Below are 12,566 nucleotides of genomic sequence, written 5' to 3'. Positions count from 1 at the left end.
GGATCATGCCAAGGACGCGGGGGCCGGCACGGCGTACGGGGTGAGTGCCTCCAGCCGCTTGATCTTCTTCCGTACGGCGTACAGCGGGATCACGCCGAACACCCCGAACGCCATGTCGATGACGCTCCACCAGAAGGGGATGCCGCGGACCGGGCCGCAGACGAGGGCGAGCGGAATGACGCCTGCGCAGGCGATCATGCCGAACTCGATGACCCAGATGTTGCGGACCGGGTCGCGGTAGGGGCCGTAGAAGGCGACGGCGATCACGAGGTGGGCGAAGGCCAGCCAGTCGGTGCCGTAGAGGAGGAACGGGTACTCGGCGTCGGCGGCGTCGAGTCCGTCCCGGACCCGCTCGATCCACTCCATGAGGGCGGGAAGGTGCTCCGGTGTCCCCAGGGAGCGGAGCACCTCCTCGGTCCAGCGCAGTTCGTGCACCAGGGGGAAGGCCGTGGCGCCGCTGAGCACCAGGCAGACGACGAAGAAGACCAGCCAGACGCGAATGCCCTTGAGCAGGGCGGCTCTGTCGCTCATGGCGGCAGAGTACGCCCAGAGTTGAACGCGTTCAAAAGCGGGCCGCGCCCTTTGGACGGCGGGGCCCGAACGGCGTCCGGGAGGCTGTTCGTCCGGCTCCCCCCAGCGGAGCGCCTACGCGTCGAGCGACGTCATCACGTGCTTGATGCGCGTGTAGTCGTCGAAGCCGTACGCGGAGAGGTCCTTGCCGTAGCCGGACTTCTTGAAGCCGCCGTGCGGCATCTCGGCGACGAGCGGGATGTGGGTGTTGATCCACACACAGCCGAAGTCGAGCTTCTTGGACATGCGCATCGCGCGGGAGTGGTCCTTGGTCCACACCGAGGAGGCCAGCGCGTACTCGACGCCGTTGGCGTACGCGACGGCCTGGTCCTCGTCGGTGAAGGTCTGGACGGTGATGACCGGGCCGAAGACCTCCTTCTGGATGATCTCGTCGTCCTGCTTCAGGCCCGAGACCACGGTCGGCGCGTAGAAGAAGCCCTTGTCGCCGACGCGCTTGCCGCCGGCCTCCACGCGCGCGTGCGCGGGCAACCGGTCGATGAAGCCCTCGACCTGGGCCAGCTGGTGGGCGTTGTTGAGCGGGCCGAAGAGGACGTCCTCGTCGTCGGGAGCGCCCGTCTTCGTGTCGGCGGCGGCCTTGGCGAGGGCGGTGACGAACTCGTCGTGGATCGACTCGTGGACGAGGACACGCGTGGCGGCCGTACAGTCCTGGCCGGCGTTGAAGAAACCCGCGACGGAGATGCCCTCCACGGCCTTGGCGATGTCGGTGTCCTCGAAGACGACGACCGGCGCCTTGCCGCCCAGCTCCAGGTGGACGCGCTTGAGGTCCTTGGACGCGGACTCGGCGACCTGCATACCGGCCCGCACCGAACCGGTGATGGACACCATCGCCGGGGTCTCGTGCTCGGCCATCATGCGGCCGGTGTCGCGGTCGCCGCAGACGACGTTGAAGACGCCCGTCGGCAGGACCGAGCCGAGGATCTCGGCGAGCAGGACCGTGGAGGCCGGGGTGGTGTCCGAGGGCTTGAGGACGACCGTGTTGCCCGCCGCGATCGCCGGGGCGAACTTCCACACGGCCATCATCATCGGGTAGTTCCAGGGGGCGACCTGGGCGCAGACTCCGACCGGCTCACGGCGAACGAGGGAGGTCAGGCCCTCCATGTACTCACCGGCCGAGCGGCCCTCCAGCATCCGCGCCGCGCCCGCGAAGAAGCGGATCTGGTCGACCATCGGCGGGATCTCCTCGGTGCGGGTCAGCCCGATGGGCTTGCCCGTGTTCTCCACCTCGGCCGCGATGAGTTCCTCGGCGCGCTCCTCGATGGCGTCCGCGACCTTCAGCAGGGCCTTCTGCCGCTCGGCGGGCGTGATGTCGCGCCAGCCGGGGAAGGCCTCGGCGGCGGCCGCCATCGCGGCGTCCACATCGGCCTGCCCGGACAGCGGCGCGGTCGCGTACGCCTCACCTGTCACGGGGTTGACCACCTCAGTGGTCCGTCCGTCGGCGGCGTCACGGAACGCACCGCCGATGTAGTTGCGCAGACGTCGCAGCTCGGTGCTCACTGCAGGTCCTCCCGATCTTCCTCGTAGGTGCCCCAGGTGTCCAACCTCTGAGACACCCACCCTAGACGGACCCCTGACGCATTCAACACCCCCACCCACCCCAAGCCTGCGAAATCCGCAAACATCAACCCTCTCAACAACGGATTTCATCGAATGTGCCTTGCGGAACAGTCGAGACGTCGTGCACAGTGACCGTGTGGCCAGTCGAAGCGCAGAACCCAAGGACTCCCGTGAGTCCAGGAACGGCGGCGGTCCCCACCTGGATGCCGTCTCCCTCGCCATCATCGAGCAGCTCCAGGAGGACGGCCGCAGGCCCTACGCCGCCATCGGCAAGGCCGTCGGCCTGTCGGAGGCGGCCGTGCGCCAGCGCGTCCAGAAGCTGCTCGACCAGGGCGTGATGCAGATCGTCGCCGTCACGGACCCGCTCACAGTGGGCTTCCGCCGGCAGGCGATGGTCGGCGTCAACGTCGAGGGAGACGTGGAGTCCGTGGCCGACGCGCTGAGCGCCATGGACGAGTGCGAGTACGTGGTGATGACCGCGGGCTCCTTCGACCTCATGGTCGAGATCGTCTGCGAGGACGACGACCACCTTCTGGAGGTCATCAACCGACGCATCCGGGCCGTGCCCGGCGTGCGCTCCACCGAGAGTTTCGTCTACCTCAGGCTCAAGAAGCAGACCTACATGTGGGGGACCCGATAAGCGTGAGCACCGACAGCCCCAAGGACCTCAGCAAGGCCGCGTACGACCACCTGTGGATGCACTTCACCCGCATGTCCTCGTACGAGAACTCCCCCGTGCCCACCATCGTCCGCGGCGAGGGCACCCACATCTACGACGACAGGGGCAAGCGGTACCTCGACGGTCTCGCCGGACTGTTTGTCGTCCAGGCGGGGCACGGCAGGGTCGAGCTCGCCGAGACCGCCTTCAAGCAGGCGCAGGAACTGTCCTTCTTCCCGGTGTGGTCCTACGCCCACCCCAAGGCCGTGGAACTGGCGGAGCGGCTGGCCCACGAGGCGCCGGGCGACCTGAACAAGGTCTTCTTCACGACCGGCGGCGGCGAGGCGGTGGAGACCGCCTGGAAGCTCGCCAAGCAGTACTTCAAGCTGACCGGCAAGCCGACCAAGTACAAAGTCATCTCCCGCGCGGTGGCCTATCACGGCACCCCGCAGGGGGCCCTGGCGATCACCGGCCTGCCGGCCCTGAAGGCCCCGTTCGAGCCGCTGGTGCCGGGCGCCCGCAAGGTGCCGAACACCAACATCTACCGGGCCCCGATCCACGGCGACGACCCCGAGGCGTTCGGCCGCTGGGCCGCCGACCAGATCGAGCAGCAGATCCTCTTCGAGGGCCCGGACACGGTCGCCGCGGTCTTCCTCGAGCCGGTGCAGAACGCCGGCGGCTGCTTCCCGCCGCCGCCCGGCTACTTCCAGCGGGTCCGCGAGATCTGCGACCAGTACGACGTCCTGCTCGTCTCCGACGAGGTCATCTGCGCCTTCGGCCGCCTGGGCACGACGTTCGCCTGCGACAAGTTCGGCTACGTCCCGGACATGATCACCTGCGCCAAGGGCATGACCTCCGGCTACTCCCCCATCGGCGCCTGCATCGTCTCCGACCGCCTCGCCGAGCCGTTCTACCAGGGTGACAACGTCTTCCTGCACGGCTACACCTTCGGCGGCCACCCCGTCTCGGCCGCGGTGGGCGTCGCCAACCTCGACCTGTTCGAGCGCGAGGGCCTCAACCAGCATGTGCTGGACCACGAGGACGCCTTCCGCTCGACGCTGGAAAAGCTGTACGACCTGCCGATCGTCGGTGACATCCGCGGCAACGGCTTCTTCTACGGCATCGAGCTGGTCAAGGACAAGCACACCAAGGAGACCTTCGACGACGCCGAGACCGAGCGCGTCCTGTACGGCTTCCTGTCCAAGAAGCTGTACGAGAACGGCCTGTACTGCCGTGCCGACGACCGCGGCGACCCGGTCATCCAGCTCGCCCCGCCGCTGATCTCCGACCAGGAGACGTTCGACGAGATCGAGCAGATCCTGCGCGCCACCCTGTCGGAGGCATGGACGAAGCTGTGACCCCGCACCGCGCTCTTCAGCCGTGCTCTCCCGCTGTGATCTTCGGTTGTGATCTTCGGTTGGAATGATCGAATACGGCCCCGGTGCCGCCCGTTCGAGTGAGAAACGGCGGTCCGGGGCCGCGTGCTGTCCGGCGTCCCGTCGCGTGCTGCCTAGCGTGCCCAGTGACCGATCGGCTTTGCTTTCGTTCCCCCGCATGGGGGATTCACGAATCTCGCACGGCATTTCTGATCCGAACCGAGGTGTACGCCATGGTGGCCCCACCGGACAACGACGTGCTCTGGGCACGCGCCCTGCACTTCCGGCACAACGACGGCTCACCCGGGCTGAGCGGGATCTCGCTCGGCGTCGGGGAGGGCGAGATCCTCGCCGTCGGCGGCCCGCGAGGCAGTGGCAAGACGACCCTGCTGCGGTGCCTGTCCGGACTGGTGCCCGTGGCGGGCGGCGAGGTCTGGTTCAACAGCGTGCCCGTGCACACCATGCGCCCGGCCGCCCGCGAACGGCTGCGCCGGGAGCGCTTCGGCTGGATCGACCCGGCGCCGGTGCTCGTCCCCGAGCTGAACGTCTGGGAGAACGCGGCCCTCCCCCTGATGCTGCGCGGCACCGCCCGCCGCCCGGCCAGGGCGACGGCCCTGGAGTGGCTGGAGCGGCTCGACATCGGTGACAAGGCCCGCAAGCACCCCGCGGACCTGGTGCACGCGGAGCGCCAGCGGGTCTGCATCGCCCGCGCCCTCGCCCCGGCTCCCTCGGTGCTGTTCGCCGACGAGCCGACCGCCCCGCTGCACCGCGCCGACCGGCGGCACGTCCTGCGCACGCTGACCACGGCGGCCCGTTCGCACGGCATCACGGTGCTCCTCGCCACCGCCGACGCGGACACCGCGGCCCTCGCCGACCGCACGGTGTCGCTGCTCGACGGGCGCCGGGTGCGCACCGTACATCTGCCTCCGGTCTCCGGGACCGCCGAGACGGAGGGCCGGGCCGCGTGCTCGCTCTCCGTCTGACCCAAGGCGCCCGTCCGGCCGTCCAGCTGCGCCGCCTCCTGGTAGCCGCGGCCTCGGCGGGCACGGGCTTTCTGCTGCTGTGCGCCCTCGGCCACGCGATCGGCCACCCGGGCACGCCGTCCGCCTCGCTGCTCCGGCTGGCCTGGTGCGCGGCCCCGCTGGCAGCCACGGTGTACTTCGCGGTCGCGGTGGCCCGGACCGACCCGGGGACCAGGCCCCGGTCCGGGCTCTCCGCGCTCGGCCTCGGCCCGGCCCGGCTGAGGGCGATCTCCTCGACGACCACGGCCCTGGCCTGCGCGCTGGGGTCGATGATCGCGCTGCTCGTCTTCCTCCACCTGCGCGGCGACCTCACCGGCATGCCCTCCGACGGTGCCGGCACCGACTTCCTGGCTGTCGGCCGGCCGCTGCCGCTCCCGGCGACCCTGACACTGCTGACGCTGGTGCCGGTGAGCGCCTCGGTGGCGGTGGCGGTGGCGCTGCGCCCGCGCGAGGGGGCGGCGGGACCGTCCCGTTCGGAGCGGACGGCGTACGGCCGCTTCGGCGCGTACCGTGCCACGGCGGTGCGGGAGACGTTCGGGTCGTACGGACGCTTCGGCAGACACCTGGAGACGGCGACCCACGGCCGCCGGCCGCCCGCCGCCCAGCAGCGAACGCCGGAGGAGGCACAGGCACAGCAGGATCGGCTGCGGGCGGATCTTCCGGGGGAGGACCCCGAGCGGGCGCACGGGCCGCACGACACGGAGGGAAGCCCCGCTTCGGCTGCCGCGGTCCCGGCGCCCGGCGCCGGCACGGCACCGTCAGGTCTCCCCTGGGGCATCGCGGTACTGGCCGTGGGCCTGGCCGTGGAGGCCTACGCGAGCCGTACCGGCGCCGGCACCGCGCCCGGCGACCGGCCCGGCGCGCCGGCCGGTCCGATGCTGGCCGCCATCGGTCTGATCCTGGCCGGTCCCGGTCTCACCCATCTGTGCGGCCGGCTGCTTCAGTCGGTCCGCCCGGGTGCCCTGCGCCTGCTGGCCGGGCGGGTCCTCATGACGGAGGCCACCAGGATCGGCCGTCCGCTGGGCGTGGTCTGCGCCGTCCTGTCGGGCGCGTACGCCATGGGCTCGCTGTACTACGCCGACGGCCTGTCGGCCGGCCCGCTCGCCCTGCTCGGCGTGCTCCTGGTGACCGGCTGCACCGTGGCGACGCTGCTGACGGCCGCTGTCGAGGCCAAACAGGCGCACGCCGGCACCACGGCCGCGCTGCTGCGTCTCGGGGCTCCCGCCTCGACACCGCGCCGGGCCGCTGTACTCAGGGCCGGCGCGCTCCTCGCCCTGTTCGGCCCGCTGACCGTGATCGTGGCCGAACTGTCGGCACTGCCCCTGGCCCTCTGAGGCCGCGCGCCGCCCACGACGCCTCGACGTCCGACGCCCTCGACGCGACGACGCCCTGCCGGTCGAGGCCTGCGAACTCATCGCTCCGGCACCCTCGTTCGACCCGTCGGTCACCAACTGGCCGCGCGCTGCCTTCGAGATGGGCGAGCGGTGACAAAAGGGCTACCCTCGGTCGGCGTCCGACCGCCGACTCCACGGGCACGAGCCGCCGAACGCGTCGCCTCCCACCGCCGAGTACGTCGCTGACGCCACCCGCGAGGACGGGCTGCCGGCCTGCCGGAACGCGGGCGCGGTCGTCACTGCCGGGCGCCGCCGGCACCGTGCGGGAGCGTTGAAACGCCTGGAAAGCTAACAAAACAGTAAAGCGTTGGCCTGCTATCGGCATATGCGTTGACACTACTTATGCGGCGCTTATAGACCTGGGAGCTTCATGGGAGTGCTGATGCCTCATCAACACTCCCTCAACCCCCCGCATTTGCATATCACGTAAAGGACAAACGTGGCAGTTCTGTCCGTATCACGCCGTACGGCCTCGCGCCGTACCGTCGCACGCACCGTACGCGCCCTCGGTGTCGTCTCCGCGTCGGCCGCACTCACCATCGGTCTCGCCGGCAGCGCGGCCGCCTGCAACATCAACGAGTTCTCGGCCGAGGCGAAGTGCGTCGGTGACAAGGGTGTCATCACCGTCACCGACGTCGACCCGGCGGGCGTTCCCGCCACCGTCACCGTGTTCCTGGAGAACAACGGTGCCGACGAGAAGAAGATCGGCGAGCAGGTCGTCAAGGGTTCCCGCGAGGGTGTCACCATCACCTTCGAGGAGGACTGGCAGCCCAACGCCGAGTACCGCATCCACGTCAAGGCCAAGCCCTACGTGGACGAGGACATCAAGCCGAACCTGACCACCCCGGCCACGGCCTGCAAGGAAGACGAGGAGACCCCGGCTCCGTCGGAGCCCGCTCCGACGCCGTCGGACTCCGCCTCGACCCCGGCCGAGGACGAGGACGAGCCCGGCACGCCGACTCCCTCGGAGTCGGAGCCGGCGCCCGAGGGCAGCGCTCCGGCGGACACCTCGGACAACGCTCCGTCGCCCGCCGTCGGTGAGTCGAACCTCGCCGAGACCGGCGCCGACTCCAACACCGGCCTGATCGCCGGTATCGCGGCGGCCCTGGTCGCCGTCGGTGGCGGTGCGGTCTTCTTCGGCATGCGCCGTCGTGGGGCGAGCAGCGACAGCTGACGTCTCAAAGACATGAGGTGATGGCCCGTCCCCGGTGGGGCGGGCCATCGCTCTGCGGGGGTCCTCCGTCCCGGCGGTTCACCTCACCCGAACGTCGCCCGTTCCAGCCAGAACTCCAGCAACTCCCGTTCGCCCAGCACCTCCACCTCGGGTGCGTCGAGCGGCAGCCGACGGTAGAAGGCGAGGAGCACGGAGGTGAGCGGGCCACGGAGGGCGACCGTGGCCTTCACGTGGCCGCGGCGCCAGGAGACACCCTCCTCGGTCAGCTCGATGCTCCATTCCGCGTTCACCTCCGGGACGGTGTCGGTGGCGTGCAGATGGATGCTCCGATGCGGGCCGCGCAGCTCCCGCGCGGTGTCCTCCGGCAGTGTCCGCTGCGCCCATTGCACGATCTCCAGCCACTCGTCGATCGCGTCGGCGGCGACATCGGGCGCGACCTCGTAGGGCAGCCCGGCGGCAAGGGCCGCGTCCGCGCGGTGGACGGTCAGCTCGTGCGTCATACGGCGGGCCCAGAACCCGGCGTTGCAGATTCCGGCCCAGCTCCACACCCCGGCGTCCGGCCCGGCTTCCCGCAGCGCCTCGACGAGCAGTTCACCGGATTCGGCCAGCCACGCGTCCAGCGCGGCCGGTTCGCCCCACGCGTCGGGCCCGTCGAATCCCGGCACGCGCTCCTCGGGAATCTCCTTCTCGGCCCGGGTGCGCACCATCAGCGCCGCCCAGCGCAGAGCGCCGCCGACATGCCGGACGAGCTCCTCCAGCGACCACTTCGGGGTGGTGGGCACCGTGCCGTCCAGGTCGGCCCCCGAGGTCACCACGGACCGCAACCGGCCTACCTGGTCGGCGATTTCGTCACAGTAGCGGTCGTGCGCGAGTGAGGTCATGCCGCTCACTCTAGGCAGGCCCCCTTACCCGAGCACGACGATTTCGGCCGCGTCGAACTCCACCCCGACCTCGTCCCCGACCTCCGGTGCCGCCCGGAGGGCGCAGGCGGCCTCCAGGCGGGGCCCGTCGCCGTCCCCCGGCTGGAGGCGGACGGCGACATGGGTGCCGCGGAAGGTGCGCGCGGCCACGGTGCAGCGCAGGTCCGCCCCGTCCGGGACCAGACGGACGCCGGCGGGCCGGACCAGCAGGGTGCGCGTGCCCTGCGGGGCGTCCGCCGGCACCGGGATCTTGCCCCAGGGCGTCACCGCGACATCCGCGGTGATCGTCGCCTCGGCCACGTTCTCGAAACCGAGGAAGCGCGCCACGAACGCGTCGGTCGGGCGCTGCCACACCTCGAGGGGCGTACCGGACTGGGCGATCCGCCCGTCCCGCATCACCACGACCCGGTCGGCCAGGGCGAACGCCTCACCCTGGTCGTGCGTCACGGCGAGCACGGTGGTGCCCAACCGGCCGAACAACTCGCGCAGTTCGACGACGAGCCGCTCCCGGAGCGACCGGTCGAGCTGGCCGAGCGGCTCGTCGAGCATCAGCAGCCGAGGGCTGGGCGCCAGCGCGCGGGCCAGCGCGACGCGTTGCTGCTCTCCGCCGGACAGTGCGGCCACGGCCCGCCCCCTCGCCCCGGGCAGCCCGACGAGGTCCAGCAACTCCCTTACCCGGCTGGCCTGTTCGGTGCGGGACGCCCCGTGCATCCGCAGCCCGAAGGCCACGTTGCCGCCCACGTCCCGCTGTGGGAACAACTGGTGGTCCTGGAACATCAGCCCGACCCCGCGCCGGTGCGCGGGCACGCCAGCCTGGTCGCGCCCGGCGAGCGAGATCCGCCCCGCGTCGAGGGACTGCAGTCCGGCCACCGCCCGCAGCAGCGTGGACTTGCCGCTGCCGCTGGGGCCGAGCACGCACACGATCTCGTGCTCGGCGACCTGAAGATCCACGGTGTCCAGCACCGCTCGCCCGCCGAAGCGGACGGTGGCACTCTCGAGACTCAACAGCATCTAGAACTCCCCGGATCTGTCGGTCCGCAGCCGCTCGAGGACCAGCAGCGCCACCGCACACACGATCATCAGAATCGTCGACAGGGCCATCGCCTGCCCGTAGTTGAGCTCCCCCGGCCGGCCCAGCAGCCGTGCCACGGCCACCGGCAGTGTCGGGTTGTCCGGCCGTGCGATGAACACCGTTGCCCCGAACTCCCCCAACGACACGGCGAAGGCGAACCCCGCCGCGACGAGTACGGCCCGTCGCACCATCGGCAGGTCCACCTCCCGCCACACCCGCCACGGCGATGCCCCGAGCACCGCCGCCGCCTCCCGAAGCCGCACGTCCACGGCCCGCAGCACGGGCAGCATGGTCCGTACGACGAAGGGGACACCGACCAGCGCCTGCGCGAGCGGCACCAGGATCCAGGAGGAACGCAGGTCCAGGGGCGGCTCGTCGAGGGCGATCAGGAACCCGAAGCCGACGGTCACGGCGGACACCCCGAGCGGCAGCATCAGCAGGGCGTCGAAGCCCCGCACCAGCCGTCCCGCGTCCCGCCGGGTGAGCGCGACGGATGCCAGGGTTCCGATCACCACGGCGATGACGGTGGCCAGGGCCGCGTACCGCAGGGAGTTGCCGACCGCCTCGATCGGCGCGACCAGGAACACGCCCCCGTCGTCGCGGGTCAGCGCCCGGTAGTGGCCGAGGCCCGCGTCGCCGAAGGATCGTTCCACCAGCACCGCGAGCGGCAGGAGCAGCAGGACGGCGACGGTGGCGACGACCCCGGTGAGCAGCGCCCACTGCCCGGCGCCGTACGGCCGCCGCGCGGTCCCGGAGGCGTCCACCAGCCGCAGCGCGGTCTCCCGCCGCCGTACGGTCCAGGCGTGCAGGGCGAGGATCGCGCCCACCGCGACGAACTGGATCATCGTCAGGACGGCGGCGGTGGACAGGTCGAAGATCTCCGACGTCTGCCGGTAGATCTCCACTTCCAGGGTGGCGAAGGTGGGCCCGCCGAGGATCTGCACCACACCGAACGAGGTGAAGGTGAACAGGAAGACCATCAGCGCGGCGGCGGCCACGGCGGGCGCCAGCGCGGGCAGCGTGACGGTCCGCCAGGCCGTGAACCGGGAGGCGCCGAGCATGCGCGCGGCCTCCTCCTGCCGCGGGTCGAGCTGCCCCCACAGTCCGCCGACGGTCCGTACGACGACGGCGTAGTTGAAGAAGACGTGCGCCAGCAGAATCGCCCACACGGTGGTGTCCAGCCGCAGACCCCACAGCTCGTCGAGCAGCCCGCCGCGGCCCACGAGCGCCATGAACGCCGTACCGACGACGACCATCGGCAGCACGAACGGGACGGTGACCACGGCCCGCAGCAACTGCTTGCCGGGAAAGTCGAAGCGGGCGAAGACGTACGCGCCGGGCAGGGCGATCAGGAGGGTGAGGACGGTGGAGACCAGCGCCTGCCAGGTGGTGAACCACAGCACCTGCCGGACGTCGGACTGCGCCAGCACCTCCCCGATCCGCCCGAGCTGCCAGACCCCGTCGGCCTCCAGTCCCCGCGCGACGATCGCGGTGACGGGGTAGGCGAAGAAGACGGCGAAGAACGCGGCGGGCACGGCCATCAGACCGAGCCGCGCCGCGGCCTTGCGCCGCCTCGCCGCGGCTCGGTTCACTTCAGTACGAGCGAGGTCCACGACTTGACCCACTGGTCACGGTGGTCGGCGATCTTCGCCGGGGCCATGGTCTCGGGCTTCTCGGCCTGAGGACCGTACCGCGCGAAGTCCTCGGGCACCTGGGCGCCCTCGCGCACCGGGTAGACGAACATGTTCAGCGGCATGTCGTCCTGGAACTCCTTGGTGAGCAGGAAGTCGAGCAGCGCCTTGCCACCCTCGGGGTTCTTCGCGTTGCTGAGCAGCCCCGCGTACTCCACCTGGCGGAAGCAGGTGCCGTCGGCGACACCGGTGGGCGCGGTCCTGGGCTTCGGGTCGGCGTAGATCACCTCGGCGGGCGGCGAGGAGGCGTAGGACACCACCAGCGGCCGGTCGCCCTTGGCCTGCTTGCCGCCGGCCGAGCCGGAGAACTCCTCGTTGTAGGCCTGCTCCCAGCCGCCGACCACCTTCACGCCGTTGGCCTTGAGCTTCTTCCAGTAGTCCGGCCAGCCCTCGTCGCCGTACTTCGCGGCGGTGCCGAGCAGGAAGCCGAGGCCGGGCGAGGAGGTGGAGGCGTTCTCCGTGACGAGGAGATCCTTGTACTCGGGTTCGATCAGGTCGTCGAAGGTCCGCGGCGGGGTGAGACCCCGCTCGTCGAACCACGCCTTGTCGTAGTTGACGCAGACATCACCGGTGTCCACGGGTGTGACCCGGTGCTTGTCCTCGTCGACGCGGTACTCCGGCAGGACGAGATCGGAGCCCTTCGCCTCGTACGGCTGGAACAGCCCGTTGTCGAGGGCGCGGGAGAGGAGGGTGTTGTCGACGCCGAAGAAGACGTCGCCCTGGGGGTTGTCCTTGGTCAGGATCGCCTTGTTGGCGGCCTGCCCGGCGTCGCCGTCCTCCAGGACCCTGAGCTTGTAGCCGGACTCCTTCTCGAAGGCGGCGACGACGTCCTTGGACGCGGCCCACGAGTTGTGGCTGACGAGAGTCACGGTCTTCGACCCGGCGTCGCTCCCGCCGTCGCCTCCGCCGTCGGACGAACCGCAGGCGGACAGTGTGACCAGGCCCAGCCCGACGGCCAGGATCGTGACCTTCTTGGTGATGTTCACCGGTTTTTTCCTCCTGGGGGTGACCAGGAAGAGACGCGGCCCTGCCCGGGGCCCCTCGCAGGTGTCCCGGGCAGGGCGTAACAGCTCGAGTGATGACCGATCTCCCTACCCAGAATGACCTGGGCGAG

The 12,566-nt window shown here is 70.7% G+C and carries 11 protein-coding genes; 5 read left to right on the top strand and 6 right to left on the bottom strand.

From position 1 onward, the window contains the following. Positions 1–3 precede the first annotated feature (3 nt). Positions 4–531, bottom strand: coding sequence for a hypothetical protein (locus ACFPZI_RS10735; protein WP_381361384.1), 528 nt, complete (start codon positions 529–531; stop codon positions 4–6). Positions 532–645: 114 nt separating this feature from the next. Then, positions 646–2,085 (bottom strand): gamma-aminobutyraldehyde dehydrogenase, encoded by a 1,440-nt coding sequence (locus tag ACFPZI_RS10730; protein ID WP_381361381.1) that lies wholly within the window; start codon positions 2,083–2,085, stop codon positions 646–648. Positions 2,086–2,266: 181 nt separating this feature from the next. On the opposite strand from ACFPZI_RS10730, the gene ACFPZI_RS10725 reads away from it, so the two are divergent. The 5 genes from ACFPZI_RS10725 (at position 2,267) to ACFPZI_RS10705 (ending at position 7,769) form a co-directional block, all read left to right on the top strand. After that, positions 2,267–2,785, top strand: a complete 519-nt coding sequence (locus ACFPZI_RS10725; protein ID WP_381361378.1) for an Lrp/AsnC family transcriptional regulator — start codon at positions 2,267–2,269, stop codon at positions 2,783–2,785. A 2-nt stretch (positions 2,786–2,787) separates the two neighbouring features. Continuing rightward, complete coding sequence (locus ACFPZI_RS10720) at positions 2,788–4,161, top strand: aspartate aminotransferase family protein (protein ID WP_381361374.1); 1,374 nt, start codon at positions 2,788–2,790, stop codon at positions 4,159–4,161. Positions 4,162–4,412: 251 nt separating this feature from the next. Beyond that, positions 4,413–5,162 (top strand): ABC transporter ATP-binding protein, encoded by a 750-nt coding sequence (locus tag ACFPZI_RS10715; RefSeq protein ID WP_381361371.1) that lies wholly within the window; start codon positions 4,413–4,415, stop codon positions 5,160–5,162. Next, positions 5,144–6,535 carry a hypothetical protein gene (locus tag ACFPZI_RS10710; protein ID WP_381361368.1) on the top strand — a complete coding sequence of 464 codons (1,392 nt, stop codon included), beginning with the start codon at positions 5,144–5,146 and terminating at the stop codon, positions 6,533–6,535. The genes ACFPZI_RS10715 and ACFPZI_RS10710 overlap by 19 nt, the downstream gene beginning before the upstream one ends. Positions 6,536–7,034: 499 nt before the next feature. Continuing rightward, the gene (locus tag ACFPZI_RS10705; RefSeq protein WP_381361365.1) at positions 7,035–7,769 is read left to right on the top strand and encodes an LAETG motif-containing sortase-dependent surface protein; all 735 of its coding nucleotides are present in this window, start codon (positions 7,035–7,037) and stop codon (positions 7,767–7,769) included. An 83-nt stretch (positions 7,770–7,852) separates the two neighbouring features. Here the strand turns inward: ACFPZI_RS10705 and ACFPZI_RS10700 are convergent, their stop codons facing one another. From ACFPZI_RS10700 to ACFPZI_RS10685, 4 genes are read right to left on the bottom strand one after another with little or no spacing between them, the layout of a single operon-like run. Next, positions 7,853–8,650 (bottom strand): maleylpyruvate isomerase family mycothiol-dependent enzyme, encoded by a 798-nt coding sequence (locus ACFPZI_RS10700; RefSeq protein ID WP_381361364.1) that lies wholly within the window; start codon positions 8,648–8,650, stop codon positions 7,853–7,855. Positions 8,651–8,674: 24 nt separating this feature from the next. Then, on the bottom strand, positions 8,675–9,700 hold the full coding sequence (locus ACFPZI_RS10695) for an ABC transporter ATP-binding protein (protein WP_381361361.1): 1,026 nt from the start codon (positions 9,698–9,700) through the stop codon (positions 8,675–8,677). Beyond that, on the bottom strand, positions 9,701–11,374 hold the full coding sequence (locus ACFPZI_RS10690; RefSeq protein ID WP_381361358.1) for an ABC transporter permease: 1,674 nt from the start codon (positions 11,372–11,374) through the stop codon (positions 9,701–9,703). Continuing rightward, positions 11,350–12,438 (bottom strand): thiamine ABC transporter substrate-binding protein, encoded by a 1,089-nt coding sequence (locus ACFPZI_RS10685; RefSeq protein ID WP_381361355.1) that lies wholly within the window; start codon positions 12,436–12,438, stop codon positions 11,350–11,352. The genes ACFPZI_RS10690 and ACFPZI_RS10685 overlap by 25 nt, the downstream gene beginning before the upstream one ends. Positions 12,439–12,566: the final 128 nt, after the last annotated feature.

Source organism: Streptomyces chlorus, from assembly GCF_042655885.1.
Classification (GTDB): Bacteria; Actinomycetota; Actinomycetes; order Streptomycetales; family Streptomycetaceae; genus Streptomyces; species Streptomyces chlorus.
The sequence above is the reverse complement of the archived record's forward strand: the minus strand, read 5'-3'. Positions and strand labels throughout refer to the sequence as shown.

Bases quoted from the DNA above. Each gene is read 5' to 3' on its own strand.
- ACFPZI_RS10735 (WP_381361384.1), bottom strand. From the start codon at position 531: ATGAGCGACAGAGCCGCCCTGCTCAAGGGCATTCGCGTCTGGCTGGTC.
- ACFPZI_RS10715 (WP_381361371.1), top strand. From the start codon at position 4,413: ATGGTGGCCCCACCGGACAACGACGTGCTCTGGGCACGCGCCCTGCAC.
- ACFPZI_RS10700 (WP_381361364.1), bottom strand. From the start codon at position 8,650: ATGACCTCACTCGCGCACGACCGCTACTGTGACGAAATCGCCGACCAG.
- ACFPZI_RS10695 (WP_381361361.1), bottom strand. From the start codon at position 9,700: ATGCTGTTGAGTCTCGAGAGTGCCACCGTCCGCTTCGGCGGGCGAGCG.